We start from the raw sequence: 19787 nt of genomic DNA on the forward strand, positions 1-19787 counted from the left end.
CAGTTGATCGGCGCGGGTGATGCGCAAATCTGATTTGATCAGCGTTTCCTTAGTGTCATGGTCGCGGCATACGGTGCGGCGACGGCCAACGTGACCCCCCGCGCTACCCGACTGCTGATGCAGGACACGACGACGCAGAACGTGTTGGGGACCTTTATCGGTGCTTTCCTGTTCAGTCTGGTCGGACTGGTGGCACTGAGTACTGACGCCTATGACGAGAATGGCCGCGTCCTGTTGTTCGCGGTAACGCTGGTGGTCATCGTGCTGATCGTCGTGACCATTCTGCGCTGGATCGAGCATCTGTCGCGCTTTGGCCGGGTTGGCGATACCACGGCCCGGGTCGAGCAGGTGACGGCGTGTGCGCTTGAGGATCGGATCGCCAATCCGTGTCTGGGCGCCCGCCGACTGGACCTGGATGCGCTGCCGGCGCAGGCGCAAGCGCTTTACCCGCAAGACACGCAGTACCTTCAGCATCTGGACGTGGGCGCGCTGCAGGACTGTGCGCAGGCGCATGATCTGCGTTTGTATGTCGTGGTTCAGCCCGGCTGCTTTGTGCACCCGGCGGCGCCATTACTGCGGTTCGACGGCGCCGCTGATGAGGATGTGCAGGCGCATTTGCGTGCGTGTTTCACTTTGGGTGACATGCGCTCGTTTGATCAGGACCCGCGCTTTGGGTTGTCGGTGCTGTCGGAGATCGCCTCGCGCGCGCTGTCGCCGGCGGTCAATGACCCGGGCACGGCCATTGATATTCTCGGCCGCGGGGTGCGCTTGCTGTCTGCCTGGGTGCACTACCGTGACCCGCAGGGCGATGAGGTGCGCTATCCGCGGGTCTGGCTGGTGGCGCTGGCCTTGGATGACCTGTTCGATGACCTGTTCGGCCCGATCGTGCGTGACGGTGCCGGGCGTATCGACGTGCAGCTGCGCCTGCTCAAATCGTTGCAGGCGCTGGCGGCGAGGGATTCGAGACTGGTGGCTCCCGCCCAACGTTTGGCGCGGCAGGCGCACGCGCTGACGGAAGACCAGTTGTCCTTGGCTGTTGATCGACAGCGGGTGGAGGCCGAGGTTATGCGGCTGCTGGCGCTGTAACGCCGTGGCCGCCTGTGGCGCTGCTTATAACGCGGCATTTGACGCGCCGGGGTAGCGTCTGAGGCACCTGAAGCGGTGCTATGGTGGTGCATCGAGCAGCCTGCCTTCTGCTGAAGTTGGATGGTGCGATTGGCTGCTGGACCTTTCGAACAATAATGGAGTTCTGCAACATGATTCGAATCACCGTGTCCTACCCCGCCCAGGAAAATGCCCGCTTTGATCACAGCTATTACCAGCAGCAACATGCCCAGCTGATTCATCAGCAGTTGGATGCGCATGGTCTGTTGAAGCTGGAAGTGGATCAGTGTCTGGCCGATGGTGCGGGTCAGGCGCCGCAGTTTGTTGCGTCTGCTCACCTGTTCTTTGCCGATATGGCGCAGTTTCAGGCGGCCTTCGCTGCAGGTGGCAAGGCGTTGAATGAGGACATGGCCAACTACACGGATATCACCCCGGTCGTCACCATCAGCCAAGTCGTTGCCTGATGGGTGTTCGCCCGCGCCTGATCATCAGGTGCGGGCCTGGTCGGCGCACATCGTCCGTGCCGAAACCGCTACAATAGCGCCCGCTTTGCCTTTTCACTCTGTCGAGGAATCTCCCTGATGACCGCACGTCGGCTTTCATCAGCGTTGCGTGCTGCTGACAACAGATCTGCTGCCACTGCGCCGGTATCCGGTGCCGGTGCGCTGCGTCAGGATCGGATCTATCAGGCGATCAGCGACGCCATCATCGAACACCGCCTGCAACCGGGCGCGCGCCTGCGCGAGGATGCGCTGGCCGAGGTGTTCGGCGTCAGCCGAACCGGGATTCGCAAGGTACTGCAGCGCCTCGCCATGGATCAGTTAATTACGCTGACGCCGGGCAAGGGCGCCAGCGTGACCCGGCCGTCCGCCGAGGAAGCGCGCGAAGTTTTTGATGCCCGGCGGATGGTTGAGTGCGGCCTGATGCGGCAACTGGCGCTGCAGATCGATGATGCGGCGCTGGTCGAGCTGCGCGCATTGGCCGAGCAGGAGCAGCGGGCGTTAGCGGCGCGGGATCAGAGCGCCGCGATCAAGTGCTCGGCGGAGTTTCACAGCCGTCTGGCGGGGCTGGCGGGTAATCAGACGCTGGCGAGCTTTGTCGTGCAGCTGTGCTCGCGCTCATCGCTGATTCTGGCGGTGTACGGTAATGCCGGTAATCTGGGCTGCGATTGCACAGATCACAATCGCTTGATCACATTGCTGGAAGGCAGGGATGGTGACGCTGCTGCTGCGTTCATGGCGCAGCATCTGGATGCGATCGAGGGGTCGCTGGCGATTGCCGACTCGCCGCAGACCGTCCCTGATCTGCAGGATATCTTCGCCGCGTATCGCAGCTGATCACGCCGACGGCGCAGGCACCGTCGGCGATTTGGGGCTCAGCGGCGGAAGCGCTGGCAAGGCCCCCAGTACTGCATCAGCAGGTAGTAGGTCAGGCCCGCCGGGATCAGACTGGCATACCAGGAAATGCTTGATACGTTGAGGGCGACCACCGCACCAATGGCGGTGGCGATCAGCGCTGCATAGTTAACACCCTGATACGGCCCGTTTGTGTCGTACAGGTGTTCCAGGTTCAGTGTGCGCTTGCGGATCAGATAGTAGTCCACCACCAGAATCGCGAAGATCGGGCCAAGGAACGCCGAGTAGGTCTGTACGAACACCTGCAGACCGGCGGCTGAATCCGCGCTGACCAGCTTCCACGGGAAGGTAGCGAAGGCCAGCAGGCCGACAATCACCGTGGCCGGACGAAACTTCAGCTTGAACACATCCATCAGGACGTAGGTCGGCGGCACCACGTTGTTCAAGACGTTGGTGGTGACCTGGGCGAAGGCGATGAACAGCAGGGTGGTCATCAGCAGCGGGGTGTTGTCGACCGCGTTGGCAAACACCTGGATCGGGTCCGCGACACCGGTCGCTTCCGACACCATATACCCGATCAGGCCCATGAACAGGGTGCAGGGCAGGATTGACATCGAGTAGATGGTCGTCAGCAGGCCCGGGCCGGTGCCGTGCTTGTGCTCACGCGCATAGTCACTGACGTTGAGAATCATGGTGCTGTAGATGCCGAGGAACAGCATGGTGGCGCTCCAGAACGGCAAGCCCCATGAGCCTTGCATGGTCAGCAGGCTGGTGGAGAGCTCCATCGCCGTAGCGCTGGACGGTGCTGTAGAACATGTAGACCAGCGAGGCGAGGATAAAGGCGCTGCCGACATTCTCCAGCCACTTGATGCCCTGAAAGCCCATGACTGACAGGCCGATCTGCAGGAACTGGAAGGCGATAAAGAAAAACACCAGATTGTCGAAGCCGAACAGGGTGGCAGACACCATGTTCAGCGCGCCGGCGCCGATCCAGCTCTGGAAGCCGTACCAGACGATGGCGGGTACCGCACGTACCAGGCCGGGCAAGCGGGTGCCGGCAAAGCCGAACGCACTGCGCGCCTGCACCATGAAGGGGATGCCGTACTTGTAACCGGCGGCGCCGTTGAGCACCAGTGCGATACCGATAACAAAGCAGCCGATGGCAATGGCGAGTGTGGCCTGAATCAGGTTAAGGCTGCCGACCACGCTGGAACCCATGGTGAAGGTGCCGATGGAAACGCAACCACCGAACCAGGCCAGCAGATAGGACAGGCGTCCCATGATGCGAACCTTTTGCGGCGCTAGGGATTCCTCGCCGGCGGCTTTGGTTTCGATGCTCGGCTGGCTGCCGGCGGCGACCGTGCTGGCGTCAGTGTTCATGAGACTCCCCCGTGGGCTGTGTTATGCATTGTTGTCTCCCCGGATCATTCGATCCTGCGGTTTTCTTATGTTTGCCCCGCGGGGCGCGCTGTCACCTGATCAGCCGTGGGCCAGATCAGAATACTCGGCAAAGCGTCCGGTGAAGCGCTTGCTGCCCGGAAACGCCAGATCGCCAAATTTGCTGGTGCCCAGCCCCAGCCCAACCACGGCCTCGGCCAGCTTCACTGCTGCGGTTACCCCTTCCACCACCGGCAGGCCGACCGCGTCGCTGATTTGCGGCGTCAGGTCTGCCATGCCGCCGCAGCCGAGCACAATCGCGCCGATGTTGTCTTCGCGCTTGGCCTTCAAACATTCGTCGATGATGCGTTCCAGCGCGATGTCCGGGTTCTCCTCGAGGTCCAGCACCGGGATGTCGGCGGCACGCAGGCGGCGGCAGCTGTGGCGGAAACCGTAATTGTCGAGCAGGTGTTCGGCGATGATCAGGGTGCGTGGCAGGGTGGTAACGACGGAGAAGCGGGTGCTGATCAGGCTGGCGACGTGGAACGCGGCTTCGGCAATGCCGATCACCGGTGCGCGGGTCAGCTCACGGGCGGCATACAGGCCGGGGTCGCCAAAGCAGGCAATGATGTAGGCGTCAGTACCCTCGCGTTCGCCGGCACGCACTTCTTCGATGACACCCATGGCGCTGACCGCTTCGTCGAAATGGCTTTCGATCGATACCGGCCCGCTGTCCGGCTGACTGGCAGTGATCCGCGTGCCGGGCGCGGCAACGGCTTGTGCCGCTGCACCGATAGTCTCGGTCATGGCGTGGGTGGTGTTCGGGTTGATGACGCGAATATGCATGAATCTGACCTGCTCATGTATGTACACAAAATAATAGATTAATTGTATACAATCTCCTGAGTCAAAAAATCAAAATGCCTTGTGGTTATTGGGCGTGATAAACGCTGCTCACCCGAACTGCAGGCTTTCTTCAGCGAAAAAGGTGTTTTCATGAGCGATAGCGCTGTGTATCCACGCGATCTGGTTGGCTACGGCCGCACGCCGCCGGAGGCCCGTTGGCCCGGCCGAGCCCGGATTGCCGTGCAATTTGTCCTCAATTACGAGGAGGGTGGCGAGAACTGCGTGCTGCACGGCGACAGCCACTCGGAGCAGTTTCTGTCGGAAATCGTCGGGGCGGCAGCGTTTGCTGACCGTCATATGAGCATGGAGTCGATCTACGAGTACGGCTCGCGGGTTGGCGTCTGGCGACTGCTCAACGAATTTGAACGGCGCGGCATGCCGTTGACCGTATTCGGTGTGGCGATGGCGTTGGAGCGCCATCCGGAGGTCGCGCAGGCATTCCATGAACTGGGCCACGAGATCGCCTGTCACGGCTGGCGCTGGATTCACTATCAGAACATCCCGGAAGCGGTGGAGCGTGAGCACCTGCAGCGCGCGCTGGAGATCTTCCAGCGACTCTACGGTGCGCAGCCCGAGGGCTGGTATACCGGTCGCGACAGCCCGAACACCCGGCGTCTGCTGCTGGATCAGGGCGGCTTCCTCTATGACAGCGACTACTACGGCGACGATCTGCCGTTCTGGACCCGTGAGGCGGACAGCACCGGTGCGCTGCACAATCACCTGATCGTGCCCTACACGCTGGACACCAACGACATGCGCTTTGCATCGCCGCAGGGTTTCAACACCGGCGACCACTTTTTTCAGTATCTGAAGGACGCGTTTGACGTGCTCTACGCCGAAGGTGAAGACCTGCCAAAGATGTTGTCGATCGGCCTGCACTGCCGGTTGATCGGTCGCCCCGGCCGCTTCCGCGCGTTGCAGCGTTTTCTCGACTATATCGAATCCCATGATCGGGTCTGGGTGACACGCCGTGTTGATATCGCCCGCCATTGGGCTGAGCACCACCCGATTACCTCTCAGGAGCAAGCAGTATGAGCAAGCAATCGACTGATCGCCGCAGTTACTACGCACCGACCGGCGGTCATCCGCCGCAGACCCAGCTGACCACTGACCGCGCGGTGTTTACCGAGGCGTACGCGGTGATCCCCAAGGGCGTGATGCGTGACATCGTGACCAGCCACCTGCCGTTCTGGACCGGCACCCGCCTGTGGGTGCTGTCGCGCCCGCTGAGCGGTTTCGCCGAGACCTTTTCGCAGTACATCATGGAGGTACAGCCGGGCGGCGGCAGTGACAAGCCGGAAACCGATCCGATCGCCGAGGGCGTGCTGTTTGTGGTGGAAGGCGAAATGACGCTGACCCTGAACGGTCGGCAGCACCAGATGAAAGAGGGCGGTTATGCCTTCATTCCGCCGAGCAGCGACTGGCAGCTGCACAACAACAGTGGCGCCGTGGTGCGCTTTCACTGGGTGCGCAAGGCCTATGAAAGAGTTGAAGGGGTTGATGTGCCGGAGGCCTTCGTCACCAACGAGAACGACATCACCCCGCTGGAAATGCCCGGCACCAATGGCGCCTGGAGCACCACTCGCTTTGTCGATATGAGCGACATGCGCCACGATATGCACGTCAATATCGTCAACTTCCAGCCGGGTGGCGCGATTCCGTTTGCCGAAACCCATGTCATGGAGCACGGCCTCTATGTGCTGGAAGGCAAGGCGGTCTACCTGCTGAACAAGGACTGGGTGGAGGTAGAGGCCGGTGACTACATGTGGCTGCGCGCCTTCTGCCCGCAGGCTTGCTACGCCGGTGGCCCGGGCCCGTTCCGCTACCTGCTGTACAAGGACGTCAACCGCCACATGAAACTGCCGACCTTTGGTCGTTGAGGAGCTGGGGATGAGCGCTGACGTATTGCAGCTGACGGCCCAGCCCCTGACATCGGAGGCCTTCGCGGCCTTCGGTGAGGTGATTGATTCACGCGCCTCAGAGCACTTCATGATCAACGCGGGCCGTACCCGTCGCCATCATGATCTGGCGAAGGTCGAGGTGGCAGGCGAATCGGCGCGGGTGCTGATCAGCATCTTTGTCAGTCAGCCAGCCACCGTACCGCTGGAGCTGACCTTTCTGGAACGTCACCCGCTCGGCAGTCAGGCGTTCATGCCGCTGCACGAGGAGCAGTTTCTGATTGTGGTGGCGCCGCCGGGCGATGAGATTGATCCGACCGAGGTGCGCGCCTTCATCACCGACGGCCGGCAGGGCGTCAATTACCGCATCGGCACCTGGCATGCGATTCAGTCGGTGCTGGATCGTGAAGGGGAGTTTCTGGTGGTGGATCGCGGTGGCGCAGGGCACAACTGCGATGAGTACGCCGTCGCCATCAGGGTCACCCTGTAGCGACCTTGAATTGAGGGGCGCACCGCTCCGCAACGGAGCGGTATCGGCTTACTCGATATTCTGGATCTGCTCGCGCATCTGCTCGATAAACACTTTCAGGTCCACCGCGGCCTGGGTGCTGCGGGTGTCGATGGCTTTGGAGCCAAGGGTGTTGGCTTCGCGGTTGAACTCCTGCATCAGAAAGTCCAGACGGCGGCCGATGGCGTCTTTGCTGTCCAGCACCCGGCGGGTTTCGGCGACGTGGGTGTCGAGCCGGTCGAGCTCTTCGGCGACGTCGATCTTCTGCGCCAGCAGCACGATTTCCTGTTCGACGCGGGTGCTGTCCAGTTCCAGCTTGGCGTCATTGAAGCGGTCGATCAGCTTCTGCCGGTGGGCGGTCAGCAGCGTCGGCATCATGTCGCGGATCACCGCGGTGCGCTCGCTGATGCTGCTCAGGCGCTCGATGATCAGCTGCTTCAGCTCGGCGCCTTCGCGAGCACGGTGCTCTTTCAGCTCCGTGAGGGCCTGATCGAACAGCTGACGAGCTTGTTTGACCAGATCGCCCTGATCCGTCTTTTCGCCGATTACCACGCCCGGCCAGGCCAGCAGCTCCAGCGGGTTGACCGGGCCGGCGTTTTGCAGGCGGGCGCTGAGCTGCTCGGTGGTACGGATCAGTTGATCAAGCAGCGGCTGGTTCAGGCTCAGTTCGCTGGATTGCTGCTCGGCCGGGTTGAAGCGCAGCGTGCACTCGACCTTGCCGCGAGCAAGCTGCTTGCGCAGCAGTTCGCGCAGTGGCCCTTCCAGTTCGCGAAAGGCCTCGGGCAGGCGCAGGGTGACTTCCAGATAGCGGTGGTTCACCGACCGCAGTTCCCAGGCCAGGTTGCCCTGATCGGTGCTGAGTTCGCTGCGGGCGAAGGCGGTCATGCTGTAAACCATGCTGATCCTCTGTCTGGTTGGTGAGCGGATGGGCATTGTAGCGCCTTGCTGCGGTCCGGGGGTATCGCCGGGGTGCTATACTCCGCCGTCTCCCCACCTGCAGTACAAGGATTCCAGATGATGAAACGCCCCAGCGAACGCGCCGCCGACCAGATGCGCCAGGTTACCCTGACCCGTCACTACACCAAGCATGCCGAAGGCTCTGTGCTGGTTGAGTTTGGCGATACCAAGGTGATTTGCACCGTCAGCGTTGAGGCCGGGGTGCCGCGCTTCCTGCGTGGCAGTGGTCAGGGCTGGATCACCGCCGAATATGGCATGCTGCCGCGCTCTACCGGCTCGCGCATGCAGCGTGAGTCGAGCAAAGGCAAGCAGGGCGGCCGCACGCTGGAGATTCAGCGCCTGATCGGCCGTTCACTGCGCGCAGCAGTTGATCTGAAGACGCTGGGTGAAAATACCCTGTACATCGACTGCGATGTGATTCAGGCCGACGGCGGGACTCGGACTGCGTCGATCACCGGTGCCTGTGTGGCACTGGTTGATGCACTGCGGGCAATGAAGCAACGCGGTGCGATCAAGAAGGTGCCTGAGGTGCAGATGATTGCGGCAATTTCTGTCGGCATCTATCAGGGCGTTCCGGTACTGGATCTGGATTACCCGGAAGACTCCGCTGCCGATACCGACCTGAACGTGGTGATGACCGACAAGGGCGGCTTTATCGAAGTACAGGGTACCGCCGAGGCGGCGCCGTTCAGTGCCGATGACCTCAACGCCATGCTGGCGCTGGCGCGCAAGGGTACCGACGAGCTGTTCGTGCTGCAGCGTGCTGCGCTGGAAGACTAACGCGAGCGCGCGTTGTGAAGGGGCCGCCGTTGGGCGGCCTTTTTTGTGCAGCGGTCGTGCTGGCCTGTTTGCCGGCATAGGCAGGGGGTGGAATCTCTGCTAAAACTCGGCCAATACCGTTTACGCCAAGGAGTGCTTTCAATGACTGATCCCGTAACCCAGCCCGACAACACGCCGCCAAGCCCTCCCGGAATGCCCGGACCGGAAGCACGCCAATGGGCGTTGTTTGTGCATCTTTCAGCCCTGCTGGGATTCATTTTTCCGTTCGGCAATCTGGTCGGCCCACTGATCATCTGGCAACTGAAGAAGGACATGGATCCCTTCATCGATGATCAGGGCAAAGAGGCGCTCAATTTTCAGATCACCGTTGCCCTGCTGATGCTGGTTTGCCTGCTGTTGGCACTGGTGCTGATTGGCTTGCTGCTGATGTGGGTAGTGGGAGTAGGCGCGCTGGTGCTGACCATCATCGCTGCGATCAAGGCCAATGAAGGTCAGGCCTACCGCTATCCGTTCTGCTGGCGCCTGATCAAGTAGTCGCTGCAGCAACGAAAAACCCCGAAGTCAGTCGCTGGCTTCGGGGTTTTTTGTGTCGCTGGCATCGACCGGATCAGATACTCAGGGTCCAATCGTAATCGATGATCACCGGCGCGTGCTGCGAGAAGCGGGCGTTGCGCGGGATCTTGGCCTGTTTGACGAAGCGGCGCAGGCCGGGAGTCAGGAACTGATAGTCGAAGCGCAGACCAAGGTTGAGATTTTCTGCCTGCTCGCTGTTCGGCCACCAGCTGTACAGCTCTGACTCGCGGGTGACTTCGCGCAGTGCGTCAACGTAGCCCATGTTGCCGAAGATTTCGTCCATCCAGGCGCGCTCGGGCGCCATGAAGCCGGGCTCGTTCTGGCAGTCGCGCCAGTTCTTCACGTCCAGCTTGAGGTGGGCAACGTACAGCGAGCCGCAGTAGATGAACTCGCGGCGCTTGCGGCGCTGCTTGTTCAGGTAGTTGGCGAAGTCTTCCATGAACTTGAACTTCTGGTTCAGGTCCGCGTCGCCGTCGCGGCCGGAGGGCAGCAGCAGTGAGCCGATGCTGAGTTTGTCGAAGTCGGCCTGCATGAAGCGACCGTAGCGGTCAGCGGACTCGAAGCCTAGGCCCATGATGATTGCCTTGGGGGCGACGCGGGTATAGATGGCAACACCGCCTTCGGCAGGGTTTTCGGCTTCAAAACAGTACTGCCAGTAGCCGTCCAGCCAGTACGGGTCTTGCTCGAGTTCGGGGGCGGTAACGCGGATATCCTGCAGGCAGATGACATCGGCATCCTGGGTGCGCAGCCAGTCAAACAGGCCACGCTCGGCGGCGGCCTTCACTCCATTGACGTTAAGACTGATGATTCGCATGCATGGCCCCCCAAAAAACCAGCGTGTATGATACCCGAGCTTTGTCGACTTTTGTTAATGATGAGGGTGTAGATGCACGAATATCAGCGGGAGTTCATTCGTTTTGCGCTGGATCGCAATGTCTTGCGATTTGGCGAGTTCACTCTCAAGTCAGGGCGCAAGAGTCCGTATTTCTTCAATGCCGGGCTGTTCAACGACGGTACATCATTGAGCCGACTGGGTCGCTTCTATGCCCAGGCGCTAGTGCATAGCGGTTTGCCGGACGTCGACGTGATCTTTGGTCCGGCCTACAAAGGCATCTCGCTGGCGGCCGTCACGGCAGTGGCGCTGGCCGACAGCTTTGACCGTAATCTGCCTTACTGCTTCAACCGTAAGGAAGCCAAGGATCACGGCGAAGGTGGCTCGTTGGTGGGTGCGCCGCTGGAAGGCCGCGTGCTGATCATCGACGATGTGATCACCGCCGGTACCGCTGTGCGCGAGGTGATGCAGATCATTCAGCAGGCTGGCGCTACCCCGGCCGCGGTGATGATTGCGCTGGATCGTCAGGAGCGTGGGCAGGGCGAGCTGTCGGCCATTCAGGAGGTTGAGCGTGATTTCGGTATTCCCGTCATCAGCATCGTCAGTCTGAACCAAGTCATGCAGTTCATTCAGGATGACCCTGAGCTGCAGAAACACCTGCCGGCGGTGCAAGCCTACCGTTCGGAATTCGGTATCTGATCACAGAGTTTGCAGGATACTGATCATTGACTAACGTGTTGGCGGCCTCGGTCGATATACTGCCAACTGGCCAGCAATCTGGCCTGAAGCTAATGCTGAGGAAGGCAGGAACGAACGAGGAACCGCCTGCGATGAACCGAATCTTGAGCTGTACCGCACTTGCCTTGGTGTTGCTGTCGCCGCTGAGTGTCGCCGAAGAGCTCTACCGCTACGTCGACAATAACGGCGTTGTCGTCCTGGACCGTCAGGTGCCGCCGCAGTTTGTCGGCAACGGTTATGAGGTGCTGGATAGCAACGGGCGGGTCAAGCAGGTGATTCCGGCGGCGCCTACCCCGGAGGAGCGCGAGGCGCGGCGGCTGGCGCTGGAAGCGCAGAAGAAGCAGGACGCAGAGGACGCCACATTGCTGCGGCTCTACAGCAGTCTGGCGGATCTGGATCGGGCACAGGGTCGGCAAGTTCAGCAATTTGAAAACCAGATTGCGTCGGCGCGCGCCAGCATTGCCGAGCTGCAGCAGGAGCGAGAGACCCTGCGCTCACAGGCTGCCAACCACGAGCGTGCTGGTCGTGCGGTAGATCAGGCCATTTTGGATCAGTTGGCGACGGTTGATGCGGAAACCCGTCGCCAGGAGCAGCGAATAGAACGCAAGCAGGCCGAAATTGCTGCCGTGCGGGCAGATTATGCCGCTCAGCGCGAGCGGCTGGCCTTTCTGCTCGGCGTGGAGCTTCCTGCTCAGCCCTGAGCAGCGCCTGCCGTTTCCTGCGGTGCGCAAGACTCGAAACTACGTACCGCTGCTTTGAAGGCGTCCGGGATTGGCGTCGGTCGGCGGGTTTGCTGATCGGCATGCACGTAAACGATCTCGCCGCTGACCAGCAGCGTATCTTCCCGATAGATCCCCACCACAAAGCTCATGCTGGAGTTGCCGAAGCGGGAAACCCGCAGATGAATGTCCAGCAGGTCGTCGAACAGCGCTGACGCCTTGTAGTCGAGCAGCGTTCTGACCGCAAAGAACTCGCTGCCATCAAGGCCTTCACCGGGTTGCACGCCAGCAGCGGCGCGCAGTGCCCGGTAGTACTCGGTCACGCCGACGTCCGCGTAGTTCAGATAGTGGCCGTTGAAGACGATGCCCTGCGGGTCGGCCTCGGACCAGCGCACGCGCAGCGGCGTGCTGAAGCGGAAGTCGGCCTTGTCCATTACTCGCCCCGCACCTGATTGGTGATCAGGGTGCCGACGCCGGTGTCGGTGAACAGTTCCAGCAGGACCGCGTTCGGTACCCGGCCGTCAACGATGATGGCGCTGCCGACACCGCCCTGAACTGCATCCAGCGCGCAGCGAATCTTCGGCAGCATGCCGCCGTAGATGGTGCCATCGGCGATCAGTGCGTCGACCTGCGCGGTACTCAGGCCGGTCAGTACATTGCCTTCCTTGTCCATCAGCCCGGCGATGTTGGTCAGCAGCATCAGCTTCTCGGCGCCCAGCGCCTCGGCAACTTTGCCGGCAACCAGGTCGGCGTTGATGTTGTAGGAGGCGCCGTCGCTGCCCACGCCGATCGGTGCGATGACCGGGATGTAGTCATCGGAGACCAGGCGGTTGATCAGGTTGGCGTTGACGCTGGAGACTTCGCCGACGTGGCCGATGTCGATGATCTCGGGCTTATCCATGCCGGGCGTCTGGCGGCTGACCTTCAGCTTGCGCGCCTTGATCAGCCCTGCGTCCTTGCCGGTCAGGCCGATGGCGCTGCCGCCATGCTGATTGATCAGGTTGACGATGTCCTTGTTGACCTGGCCGCCGAGGACCATTTCGACCACGTCCATGGTCTGGCTGTCGGTCACCCGCATGCCTTCGATGAACTGGCTTTCGATATTCAGGCGCTTGAGCAGATCGCCGATCTGCGGACCACCGCCGTGAACAACTACCGGGTTGATGCCGACGGTTTTCATCAGCACGATGTCGCGGGCAAAGCTGTTCTTCAGCTCATCGTTTTCCATGGCGTTTCCGCCGTACTTGATGACGATGGTCTTGCCGGTGAAGCGCTGGATGTAGGGCAGGGCTTCGGTAAGAACGCGTGAAACCTGGGCGGCGGCGTCGCGACTCAACATGGTGGTCTGGTGTCTCCTGTGGTGATTCAGAAAGTGGGCTGCAGGTCGGGTGCGATGGTCTGCAACTGCTGGCGGAACAGGTCCTGCACGCGGGTCAGTTCGGCATCGCTGTCAGCCTCGAAGCGCAGCACCAGCACCGGGGTGGTGTTGGAGGCGCGGATCAGGCCCCAGCCGTTGGCAAAGTCTACACGGATGCCGTCAATACTGGTGACTTCGCCGTCGCCCCAGTCGCCGCCCGCGGTCAATGCGTCGATGATCTGGAACTTGCGTTCTTCGCCGACGGTGATGTTGATCTCGGGAGTGCTGATGCTCGCCGGGTAACGGGCCATAACCTCGTCGGCTGTTTCAGGCTGCAGCGACAGCAGCTCCAGCAGCCGGCAGGCGCTGTAGAGGCCATCGTCGAAGCCGAACCAGCGCTCCTTGAAGAACAGGTGGCCGCTCATCTCGCCGCCGAGCAGGGCGCCGGTTTCCTTCATCTTGGCCTTGACCAGCGAGTGCCCGGACTTCCACATGATCGGCCGGCCACCGGCACGGCTGATGACTTGCGGCAGCTGCCGTGAGCATTTGACGTCAAAGACGATGTCGGCGCCGGGGTTGCGGGTAACGATGTCTTCGGCAAACAGCATCATCAAGCGGTCGGGGTAGATCATTTCGCCGCTGTTGGTAACAAAGCCCAAACGATCTGCGTCGCCATCAAAGGCCACGCCCAGATCGGCACCTTCGCGTTGGACTGTCTCGATCAACGTGGCCAGATTTTCCGGCTTGCCCGGATCCGGGTGGTGGTTGGGGAACAGGCCGTCCACATCACAAAACAGCGGAATTACCTCGCAGCCGATACCTTCAATCAGGCGTTCGGCAATCACGCCGCCGACGCCGTTTCCGCAGTCGACCACGACCTTCAGCGGGCGAGCGATTAAGACGTCTTCGACGATGTGGTTGAGGTAGTTGTCGAGGATCTCGAGGCGCTCACGGGTGCCGTTGCCGGTGCGCAGTTGGTTCTGCAGCAGGCGCTGGTGCAGGGCGGTGATCTGCTCACCGGACAGGGTCTGTCCGGCGATGACAATTTTCAGACCGTTATAGGCCGGCGGGTTATGGCTGCCGGTAATCATCACGCCGGAGGTGGCGTCGGTGGTATTGGTGGCGAAGTAGACCACGGGGGTCGGTACCATGCCGAGGTCGGCGACCTGACAGCCGCTGTCGACCAGGCCCTGGATCAACTGCTCGCTAAGAGCCGGGCCGGACAGGCGGCCGTCGCGGCCAACCACAACTCTGGGCTCACCAGCGTCGAGCGAGGCGCTGCCGATAGCGCGGCCGAGCCAGTAGACAGCTTCTTCGGTCAGGCTTTTGCCCACCACGCCACGGATGTCGTAGGCGCGGAAGATCTCCGCTGGCAGCTCGGGGATAGTGGTGTGGCCGTTGCCGGCGGTATCGTCGGGGTTCTGCATGTTGAAGGGGTCGTCGTCGAGGATGTCAATGTCGAGCACATCGCCGTCTTGCTGGGCTGCGACCGGCTGTTCGGCCGCTGTGCCTTGCGGTGCTCGGGTGTCAGCGCCGTTGCTCTCGGGCGCGCGCTTGAGCAGTTGTTGGATGTTCTGTGGCAGCGGCTCGAGGGGGCCGAGCTGGATGCTGCCAGCCTTGTTGCCCAGGGTCAGCTGGGTCAGGGTGTTAGCGTCGGCGCGCAGGGCGCGGGTCCAGCTGCGGTGCAGGAGCGATAGACCCAACATCAGGCCAACCAGGGCAACCAACGCGGCGATGCCGAGCATCAGCATGTTCGGCTGCACGCTGGACACTGCCGGGCCGGGGCGAAACTCCAGGCGCCAGGCCGGATTAGCAGTTTGTAGGGTGACCGGGGCGCCGCTGCCTTCGCCGCGCTGGAACAGAACTTGCTCAGGCGCGTTCGGGAATTGCTGGATCAGGCGTACCTGCCCTGCTTGCGGGGGCAGTTCCGGAAGGGTGGCGGTGACGCGTGAAACCTGCAGCACGGCAGCCAGCGTGCCGCCGATGGGTGCGTTGCTGGAGGCACGCAGGGGCTTGACGCCATACATTAGCCAACGGTTGCCGACCTTGTGCGCTTCAACCGGTACCGGCAGATCGTGTTCGGCTCGACGGATCATGTCCAGCGCTGCGAAGTTCAACGGTGCCTGCTCGTTCTCGACGCGCTCGGCCCGGTTGATTGCATTGGTGTAGATCGCCAGCGTGTCTGCGCCGTGGTAGCGCAGCAGGCGCTGCAGCGGCGTGCTGTCGTTGCGCTCGAGCGTGACCTGCAGCTGCGGGTTGGCAGCGACCCGCTCAAGATCGCGGTCCAGTTGGGCCAGGCTGAGGTTGATGGCGCTGACCTGCTGCTGGGCGTAGCTGGCCACCAGCTCATTCGTGCGCTGGGTTGCGTAGTCGCCAAGGGTAATCCAGAGTACCGCTGCGGCGGCGGCGATGCCGGTTAGCGACAGGGCGATAGGCAGGCCCGTGGCTGGTAGCCCGGGGGCGTTGCTGCTAGTTTTTCTGGTCAGTTTCATTATTGTTCGTAAGCCTCCCTGCACTGACGCTGTGCGCGGTCAGTGGGTTCCTGTGTGACCAAATCCGCCAGCGCCGCGCTGACTGTCATCAAAGCTGTCAACGATCTGCAGTTCCGCCTGCAAGACCGGGACTAGCACCAGCTGGGCGATGCGCTCTCCAGGGTTGATGGTAAAGGCGCTGCTGCTACGGTTCCAGCAGGAGACCATCAGTTGGCCCTGGTAATCGGAGTCGATCAGGCCGACCAGATTGCCGAGTACGATGCCGTGCTTGTGGCCCATGCCCGAGCGCGGCAGGATCATCGCCGCCAGGCCGGGGTCGGCGATATGAATGGCCAGGCCGGTTGGCAGCAACTCGGTCTGTCCTGGCTCCAGGGTCAGTGGCGCGTCGAGCATGGCTCGCAGGTCGAGGCCGGCCGAACCACCAGTGGCATAGGTTGGCAGCGGCCACTCGGTGCCGAGGCGGGGATCCATTACTTTGGCTTGCAGCGCGTGCATCAGGGCTCCTCAGTTGCTGTCCTGCTGGTCCAGCAGGGCTGCCAGACGGCTAATGATGTCGCGGGCGAGCTTCTGCTTGCTGGCCTGCGGCAGGCTGGTGCTGGTGAGCTGTCGATCGATCAGCGTCACCGCGTTGTCATCACTATTAAACCCGATCCCACTCTGGCTGACATCATTGGCAATGATCAGGTCGAGATTCTTGCGTTGCAGCTTGTCGCGGGCATAGCCCAGCACGTCCTGGGTCTCGGCAGCAAAGCCGACGCAGCAGCCAGGGCGCTGCGCGCTGGTTGCGAGGGTGGCCAGAATGTCAGGGTTGCGGACCAGAGTCAGAGTCATGCCGTCGTCACTGCCCGGGGTCTTTTTCAGCTTCTGATCGGCACAGGTATCGGGTCGGTAGTCGGCAACCGCCGCCGAGGCAATGAACAGGTCCGCGGGCAGGGCGGCCTGACAGGCGTCGAGCATGTCCTGCGCGCTGACCACGTCAACCCGCTGCACACGGGCTGGGGTGGGCAGATTGACCGGACCTGTGACCAGCGTGACCCGTGCACCGGCCTCGGCGGCAGCTTCGGCCAGAGCGAAGCCCATCTTGCCGGAGCTGTGATTGGAGATGTAGCGCACCGGGTCGATTGCCTCGCGGGTCGGGCCGGCGTTAATCAGCACGTGACGGCCACTGAGCAGGCCGCGCTGGAAGCAGTCGGCGGCGCGGGCGGCAATGTCGGTCGGCTCAAGCATGCGCCCGGGGCCAACGTCGCCGCAGGCCTGCCCGCCGTCACCGGGGCCAAAGACGTGCACACCGCGCTGCAGCAGCAGGCTCAGGTTGTGTTGGGTAGCGGCGTCGCGCCACATCGCCTGATTCATCGCTGGGGCAATGGCAATTGGCGCATCGGTGGCCAGCACCAAAGTGGTCAGCAGGTCATCGCCGCGGCCCTGCGCGAGTCGCGCCATCAGGTCCGCGGTGGCCGGGGCGATCAACACTAGATCGGCCCAGCGTGCGAGCTCGATGTGGCCCATGGCCGCTTCGGCAGCGGGGTCGAGCAGGTCGCCGTGTACCGGATGACCAGACAATGCCTGCAGGGTTAGCGGGGTAATGAACTCGCGGGCGGCGTTGGTCATGACTACGCGCACCTCGGCACCGGCGTCGCGCAGGCGGCGGATCAGTTCGGCGCTTTTATAGGCGGCAATACCACCGCTGACGCCGAGTACCACCTGCTTGTTGGATAACGACTGCATTGTGAACTTCCCCTCATGCTGCGAGCCGGCCTTTAGAGGGCCTGCGAAATGCCCGCTACGATAGCACAGCGGCCGAGGTCGCGCGCTTGCGGGCGAGCTGCCCGATGGGTGTTTGTGAGCGGTTTGACAGCACAGGGAGAGTGCATGGCGATTACCGATTGGCCCGCGGCTGAACGGCCGCGGGAAAAACTGTTGGCGCAGGGGGCCGAGGTGCTGTCTGACGCCGAGCTGTTGGCTATTTTTCTGCGTACCGGGCTGCCCGGCTGCAGCGCTGTGGATCTGGCTCGACGGCTGTTGGCCGCTTTCGGCAGTCTGCGCGCGCTGATGCAGGCCGATCTGGCAGAGTTCTCGGCCCATGCCGGGCTTGGGCCGGCAAAGTACGCCCAGCTGCAGGCGGTGCTGGAGATGGGACGGCGTCACCTGTTTGAAGATCTCAAGCGCGGTGATGCATTGACCTCGCCCGGCGCGGTGCGGCAGTTTCTGCGCAGCCGTCTGGCAGCGTTGCCGCACGAAGTGTTTGCTTGCCTGTTTCTTGACAGTCAGCACCGGGTGATCGCCTTCGAAGAACTGTTTCGCGGCACTATCGACAGCGCGAGTGTGTATCCGCGCGAGGTGCTCAAGCGAGCGCTGGCGCTGAATGCCGCGGCGTTGATCCTGACGCATAACCATCCGTCGGGTGTTGCCGAGCCGAGTCAGGCGGATCTGCAGCTGACACGCCGTTTGCGCGATAGCCTGGCAATGCTTGATATACGGGTGCTGGACCACCTGGTAGTGGGTGATGGCGAACCGGTGTCGATGGCGGAGCGGGGGCTGATATGAGGCGACGGATAATCGCACGACAAATTGAAAAATCGTTGCTTGCCCGGACGCATTTTGGTATAAAGCTCCGCTCTTCTCGGGGCTGCGCCTGGAAATGTGTATTTCTGGCGGGTTAAATCCACTCGCCCCGGCTGGACAACAGATTCTTTTATGGCTTCCAACCAGTTCGGGTTGGGCAAGTGGTTGGAGAGGGTTAACCATGTCTCGAGTATGTCAGGTGACCGGTAAGGGTCCGGTTACTGGGAACAACGTTTCCCACGCTAACAACAAAACCAAGCGTCGTTTTCTGCCTAACCTGCAGTACCATCGTTTCTGGGTTGAGTCGGAAAAGCGTTTCGTCCGTCTGCGCACTACTGCCAAGGGCATGCGCATCATCGACAAGCGCGGTATCGACGCGGTTCTGGCTGAAATCCGCGCCCGCGGCGAAAAAGTCTAAGGAGCATCATCATGCGTGAATTGATTCGTTTGGTGTCCTCTGCCGGTACTGGTCACTTCTACACTACCGACAAGAACAAGCGCACCACTCCCGACAAGATCGAAATCAAGAAGTTCGATCCGGTCGTACGTAAGCACGTGACTTACAAGGAAGCCAAGATCAAATAAGATCTTCGCTTGCTGACAAAAAACCCGCCTTGAGCGGGTTTTTTGTTGCCTGTGATTTAGCGCCGGGTAAACCAGACGTCAGCAACCCTTAAGGCTCGCCACCAATGGCAAAGTTCGGCAGGCTGTTGACCGGCTGGGCAAACTCGAAGGGGATGGAGACGGTCTGCAGGCCGACGTTCTTCTGCACCACGAAGTGCAGGTGCGGGCCGGTGCTGTTGCCGGTGTTGCCCGATAGCGCGAGCAACTGGCCTGGGTTGACCCGTTGGCCCTCGCTGACCTGCACCGAACCGCGTTTAAGGTGCAGGTAGACGCCCATGGTGCCGTCATCGTGCAGCAGGCGTACGAAGTTGCCGGACGGGTTGCTGCCGCGGCCGGTCTGGTTGTTCTCGATCTTCACGACCAGACCTGCACGGGCGGCGACGATCGGCGTGCCGACCGGCATCGCGATGTCGAAGGCGTAACGGCCCTTGGGGCCGCTGTGGCTGTAGCGGCCGCCCGGCCCTTGAGTCATGCGGAACGGGCCGCCGCGCCAGGGAAGCGGGTAATGGGTCAGGGTTTGCTGGGCACGCGGGTCGCCGAGGGCATGCTCCAGCCGGTAGTCGTAGTGCGGCTCGCCGTTGCCGGTGGGCTGCAGCGTGACCAGGCGGATTTGCTGGCGTGGCGGTAGCACCCAGTCGATCGGTGCTGCAGGGGCGCCGCTGACATTACGGGCGTTGTTGATGCTCAGGCGGATCTCGACGGGGGCGAACAGGTCGTTGTGCACGATCAGGGTTTCGCCGCCGGCATGGCGCTGTTTGGTGACATAGACTTCACGGTCGACATTTTCGACCATGGCATCGCGAAAAACGATGACCTGGGCACCTTCGACTTTCCTGTCGGTATAGGTGGTTACACCGTTTTCATCGGTGTACTTGTAGATGTTGCCGGCCAGCAGTAGAGGGCTGGCCAGCAGCAGGGTCAGGGGTATTAAGGCGCGCATCCGCTGCTACCTGTGTTATTCGTGCTGGCAGAGGCTGAGTCTAGCGCCTTGTGCGGGTCATGGCG

Annotated in this window: 24 protein-coding genes; 13 read left to right on the plus strand and 11 right to left on the minus strand. The window is 61.8% G+C overall.

The annotated features are described in order from the left end of the window. Positions 1-57 precede the first annotated feature (57 nt). From AAFM31_RS16510 to AAFM31_RS16520, 3 genes are all read left to right on the plus strand, one after another. Positions 58-1086 carry a DUF2254 domain-containing protein gene (locus AAFM31_RS16510; RefSeq protein ID WP_341709000.1) on the plus strand — a complete coding sequence of 343 codons (1029 nt, stop codon included), beginning with the start codon at positions 58-60 and terminating at the stop codon, positions 1084-1086. A 170-nt stretch (positions 1087-1256) separates the two neighbouring features. Continuing rightward, positions 1257-1568: an EthD family reductase gene (locus tag AAFM31_RS16515; protein ID WP_341709001.1), complete on the plus strand. Its 312-nt coding sequence runs from the start codon at positions 1257-1259 to the stop codon at positions 1566-1568. 117 nt (positions 1569-1685) lie between these two features. Next, on the plus strand, positions 1686-2441 hold the full coding sequence (locus AAFM31_RS16520) for a GntR family transcriptional regulator (RefSeq protein WP_341709002.1): 756 nt from the start codon (positions 1686-1688) through the stop codon (positions 2439-2441). A gap of 38 nt (positions 2442-2479) precedes the next feature. Here AAFM31_RS16520 and AAFM31_RS16525 read toward each other — a convergent pair whose 3' ends face one another. The 3 genes from AAFM31_RS16525 to AAFM31_RS16535 all read right to left on the minus strand — a co-directional run bounded on the left by AAFM31_RS16525 (position 2480) and on the right by AAFM31_RS16535 (position 4682). After that, on the minus strand, positions 2480-3244 hold the full coding sequence (locus AAFM31_RS16525) for a cytosine permease (protein WP_341709003.1): 765 nt from the start codon (positions 3242-3244) through the stop codon (positions 2480-2482). Further along, on the minus strand, positions 3132-3839 hold the full coding sequence (locus AAFM31_RS16530) for a cytosine permease (protein ID WP_341709004.1): 708 nt from the start codon (positions 3837-3839) through the stop codon (positions 3132-3134). Before AAFM31_RS16530 ends, AAFM31_RS16525 begins: the two co-directional genes overlap by 113 nt. A gap of 99 nt (positions 3840-3938) precedes the next feature. Continuing rightward, entirely contained in the window at positions 3939-4682 is a 744-nt protein-coding gene (locus AAFM31_RS16535; RefSeq protein WP_341709005.1) for an aspartate/glutamate racemase family protein, read from the minus strand. A gap of 150 nt (positions 4683-4832) precedes the next feature. Here AAFM31_RS16535 and puuE point away from each other — a divergent pair, with 150 nt between their 5' ends. Genes puuE through AAFM31_RS16550 form a run of 3 tightly spaced genes read left to right on the plus strand, consistent with a single transcriptional unit; the run spans position 4833 to position 7130 of the window. Beyond that, the gene (gene puuE / locus AAFM31_RS16540) at positions 4833-5777 is read left to right on the plus strand and encodes an allantoinase PuuE (RefSeq protein WP_341709006.1); all 945 of its coding nucleotides are present in this window, start codon (positions 4833-4835) and stop codon (positions 5775-5777) included. Then, the gene (locus tag AAFM31_RS16545; RefSeq protein WP_341709007.1) at positions 5774-6622 is read left to right on the plus strand and encodes a bifunctional allantoicase/(S)-ureidoglycine aminohydrolase; all 849 of its coding nucleotides are present in this window, start codon (positions 5774-5776) and stop codon (positions 6620-6622) included. The genes puuE and AAFM31_RS16545 overlap by 4 nt, the downstream gene beginning before the upstream one ends. A 10-nt stretch (positions 6623-6632) precedes the next feature. Next, entirely contained in the window at positions 6633-7130 is a 498-nt protein-coding gene (locus AAFM31_RS16550) for an ureidoglycolate lyase (RefSeq protein WP_341709008.1), read from the plus strand. Positions 7131-7178: 48 nt separating this feature from the next. Here the strand turns inward: AAFM31_RS16550 and AAFM31_RS16555 are convergent, their stop codons facing one another. Next, positions 7179-8045 (minus strand): YicC/YloC family endoribonuclease, encoded by an 867-nt coding sequence (locus AAFM31_RS16555; RefSeq protein ID WP_341709009.1) that lies wholly within the window; start codon positions 8043-8045, stop codon positions 7179-7181. A gap of 120 nt (positions 8046-8165) precedes the next feature. Here AAFM31_RS16555 and rph point away from each other — a divergent pair, with 120 nt between their 5' ends. Further along, a complete protein-coding gene (gene rph / locus AAFM31_RS16560; protein ID WP_341709026.1) occupies positions 8166-8885 on the plus strand; it encodes a ribonuclease PH in 720 nt (239 codons plus the stop codon). Positions 8886-9026: 141 nt separating this feature from the next. Then, entirely contained in the window at positions 9027-9419 is a 393-nt protein-coding gene (locus AAFM31_RS16565) for a DUF4870 domain-containing protein (RefSeq protein ID WP_371833049.1), read from the plus strand. A 73-nt stretch (positions 9420-9492) separates the two neighbouring features. Here AAFM31_RS16565 and AAFM31_RS16570 read toward each other — a convergent pair whose 3' ends face one another. Next, complete coding sequence (locus AAFM31_RS16570) at positions 9493-10272, minus strand: exodeoxyribonuclease III (protein WP_341709010.1); 780 nt, start codon at positions 10270-10272, stop codon at positions 9493-9495. Positions 10273-10344: 72 nt separating this feature from the next. Here AAFM31_RS16570 and pyrE point away from each other — a divergent pair, with 72 nt between their 5' ends. Then, positions 10345-10989 (plus strand): orotate phosphoribosyltransferase, encoded by a 645-nt coding sequence (gene pyrE / locus AAFM31_RS16575; RefSeq protein WP_341709011.1) that lies wholly within the window; start codon positions 10345-10347, stop codon positions 10987-10989. Between the two features lie 131 nt (positions 10990-11120). Continuing rightward, complete coding sequence (locus AAFM31_RS16580; protein ID WP_341709012.1) at positions 11121-11729, plus strand: DUF4124 domain-containing protein; 609 nt, start codon at positions 11121-11123, stop codon at positions 11727-11729. Here the strand turns inward: AAFM31_RS16580 and AAFM31_RS16585 are convergent. The 5 genes from AAFM31_RS16585 to coaBC are packed head-to-tail and all read right to left on the minus strand — an operon-like array spanning position 11720 to position 17321. Continuing rightward, on the minus strand, positions 11720-12181 hold the full coding sequence (locus tag AAFM31_RS16585; RefSeq protein ID WP_341709013.1) for a thioesterase family protein: 462 nt from the start codon (positions 12179-12181) through the stop codon (positions 11720-11722). The two genes, AAFM31_RS16580 and AAFM31_RS16585, sit on opposite strands and share 10 nt — an antisense overlap. Further along, entirely contained in the window at positions 12181-13086 is a 906-nt protein-coding gene (argB, locus tag AAFM31_RS16590) for an acetylglutamate kinase (protein ID WP_341709014.1), read from the minus strand. The genes AAFM31_RS16585 and argB overlap by 1 nt, the downstream gene beginning before the upstream one ends. A 26-nt stretch (positions 13087-13112) precedes the next feature. Then, positions 13113-15596, minus strand: a complete 2484-nt coding sequence (locus tag AAFM31_RS16595) for a phosphomannomutase/phosphoglucomutase (protein WP_341709015.1) — start codon at positions 15594-15596, stop codon at positions 13113-13115. Between the two features lie 39 nt (positions 15597-15635). Continuing rightward, positions 15636-16091, minus strand: coding sequence for a dUTP diphosphatase (gene dut / locus AAFM31_RS16600; protein ID WP_341709016.1), 456 nt, complete (start codon positions 16089-16091; stop codon positions 15636-15638). Positions 16092-16100: 9 nt separating this feature from the next. Then, a complete protein-coding gene (coaBC, locus tag AAFM31_RS16605) occupies positions 16101-17321 on the minus strand; it encodes a bifunctional phosphopantothenoylcysteine decarboxylase/phosphopantothenate--cysteine ligase CoaBC (protein WP_341709017.1) in 1221 nt (406 codons plus the stop codon). A 144-nt stretch (positions 17322-17465) separates the two neighbouring features. Between coaBC and radC the strand changes: the two genes are divergently transcribed. The 3 genes from radC to rpmG all read left to right on the plus strand — a co-directional run bounded on the left by radC (position 17466) and on the right by rpmG (position 18743). Further along, entirely contained in the window at positions 17466-18140 is a 675-nt protein-coding gene (gene radC, locus AAFM31_RS16610) for a DNA repair protein RadC (RefSeq protein ID WP_341709018.1), read from the plus strand. A gap of 199 nt (positions 18141-18339) precedes the next feature. Further along, positions 18340-18576, plus strand: coding sequence for a 50S ribosomal protein L28 (gene rpmB / locus AAFM31_RS16615; RefSeq protein WP_088275752.1), 237 nt, complete (start codon positions 18340-18342; stop codon positions 18574-18576). 11 nt (positions 18577-18587) lie between these two features. Next, complete coding sequence (gene rpmG, locus AAFM31_RS16620; RefSeq protein WP_083723973.1) at positions 18588-18743, plus strand: 50S ribosomal protein L33; 156 nt, start codon at positions 18588-18590, stop codon at positions 18741-18743. Between the two features lie 88 nt (positions 18744-18831). On the opposite strand, the gene AAFM31_RS16625 is transcribed toward rpmG, so the two are convergent. Further along, positions 18832-19722, minus strand: a complete 891-nt coding sequence (locus AAFM31_RS16625; protein ID WP_341709019.1) for a peptidoglycan DD-metalloendopeptidase family protein — start codon at positions 19720-19722, stop codon at positions 18832-18834. Between the last annotated feature and the right edge of the window lie 65 nt (positions 19723-19787).

This window comes from Halopseudomonas sp., from assembly GCF_038130085.1.
GTDB lineage: Bacteria > Pseudomonadota > Gammaproteobacteria > Pseudomonadales > Pseudomonadaceae > Halopseudomonas.

Coding starts and splice junctions, on each gene's coding strand:
- AAFM31_RS16510 (WP_341709000.1), top strand. CDS start 58: ATGGTCGCGGCATACGGTGCGGCGACGGCCAACGTGACCCCCCGCGCT.
- AAFM31_RS16515 (WP_341709001.1), top strand. CDS start 1,257: ATGATTCGAATCACCGTGTCCTACCCCGCCCAGGAAAATGCCCGCTTT.
- AAFM31_RS16520 (WP_341709002.1), top strand. CDS start 1,686: ATGACCGCACGTCGGCTTTCATCAGCGTTGCGTGCTGCTGACAACAGA.
- AAFM31_RS16525 (WP_341709003.1), bottom strand. CDS start 3,244: ATGGAGCTCTCCACCAGCCTGCTGACCATGCAAGGCTCATGGGGCTTG.
- AAFM31_RS16530 (WP_341709004.1), bottom strand. CDS start 3,839: ATGAACACTGACGCCAGCACGGTCGCCGCCGGCAGCCAGCCGAGCATC.
- AAFM31_RS16535 (WP_341709005.1), bottom strand. CDS start 4,682: ATGCATATTCGCGTCATCAACCCGAACACCACCCACGCCATGACCGAG.
- puuE (WP_341709006.1), top strand. CDS start 4,833: ATGAGCGATAGCGCTGTGTATCCACGCGATCTGGTTGGCTACGGCCGC.
- AAFM31_RS16545 (WP_341709007.1), top strand. CDS start 5,774: ATGAGCAAGCAATCGACTGATCGCCGCAGTTACTACGCACCGACCGGC.
- AAFM31_RS16550 (WP_341709008.1), top strand. CDS start 6,633: ATGAGCGCTGACGTATTGCAGCTGACGGCCCAGCCCCTGACATCGGAG.
- AAFM31_RS16555 (WP_341709009.1), bottom strand. CDS start 8,045: ATGGTTTACAGCATGACCGCCTTCGCCCGCAGCGAACTCAGCACCGAT.
- rph (WP_341709026.1), top strand. CDS start 8,166: ATGAAACGCCCCAGCGAACGCGCCGCCGACCAGATGCGCCAGGTTACC.
- AAFM31_RS16565 (WP_371833049.1), top strand. CDS start 9,027: ATGACTGATCCCGTAACCCAGCCCGACAACACGCCGCCAAGCCCTCCC.
- AAFM31_RS16570 (WP_341709010.1), bottom strand. CDS start 10,272: ATGCGAATCATCAGTCTTAACGTCAATGGAGTGAAGGCCGCCGCCGAG.
- pyrE (WP_341709011.1), top strand. CDS start 10,345: ATGCACGAATATCAGCGGGAGTTCATTCGTTTTGCGCTGGATCGCAAT.
- AAFM31_RS16580 (WP_341709012.1), top strand. CDS start 11,121: ATGAACCGAATCTTGAGCTGTACCGCACTTGCCTTGGTGTTGCTGTCG.
- AAFM31_RS16585 (WP_341709013.1), bottom strand. CDS start 12,181: ATGGACAAGGCCGACTTCCGCTTCAGCACGCCGCTGCGCGTGCGCTGG.
- argB (WP_341709014.1), bottom strand. CDS start 13,086: ATGTTGAGTCGCGACGCCGCCGCCCAGGTTTCACGCGTTCTTACCGAA.
- AAFM31_RS16595 (WP_341709015.1), bottom strand. CDS start 15,596: ATGAAACTGACCAGAAAAACTAGCAGCAACGCCCCCGGGCTACCAGCC.
- dut (WP_341709016.1), bottom strand. CDS start 16,091: ATGCACGCGCTGCAAGCCAAAGTAATGGATCCCCGCCTCGGCACCGAG.
- coaBC (WP_341709017.1), bottom strand. CDS start 17,321: ATGCAGTCGTTATCCAACAAGCAGGTGGTACTCGGCGTCAGCGGTGGT.
- radC (WP_341709018.1), top strand. CDS start 17,466: ATGGCGATTACCGATTGGCCCGCGGCTGAACGGCCGCGGGAAAAACTG.
- rpmB (WP_088275752.1), top strand. CDS start 18,340: ATGTCTCGAGTATGTCAGGTGACCGGTAAGGGTCCGGTTACTGGGAAC.
- rpmG (WP_083723973.1), top strand. CDS start 18,588: ATGCGTGAATTGATTCGTTTGGTGTCCTCTGCCGGTACTGGTCACTTC.
- AAFM31_RS16625 (WP_341709019.1), bottom strand. CDS start 19,722: ATGCGCGCCTTAATACCCCTGACCCTGCTGCTGGCCAGCCCTCTACTG.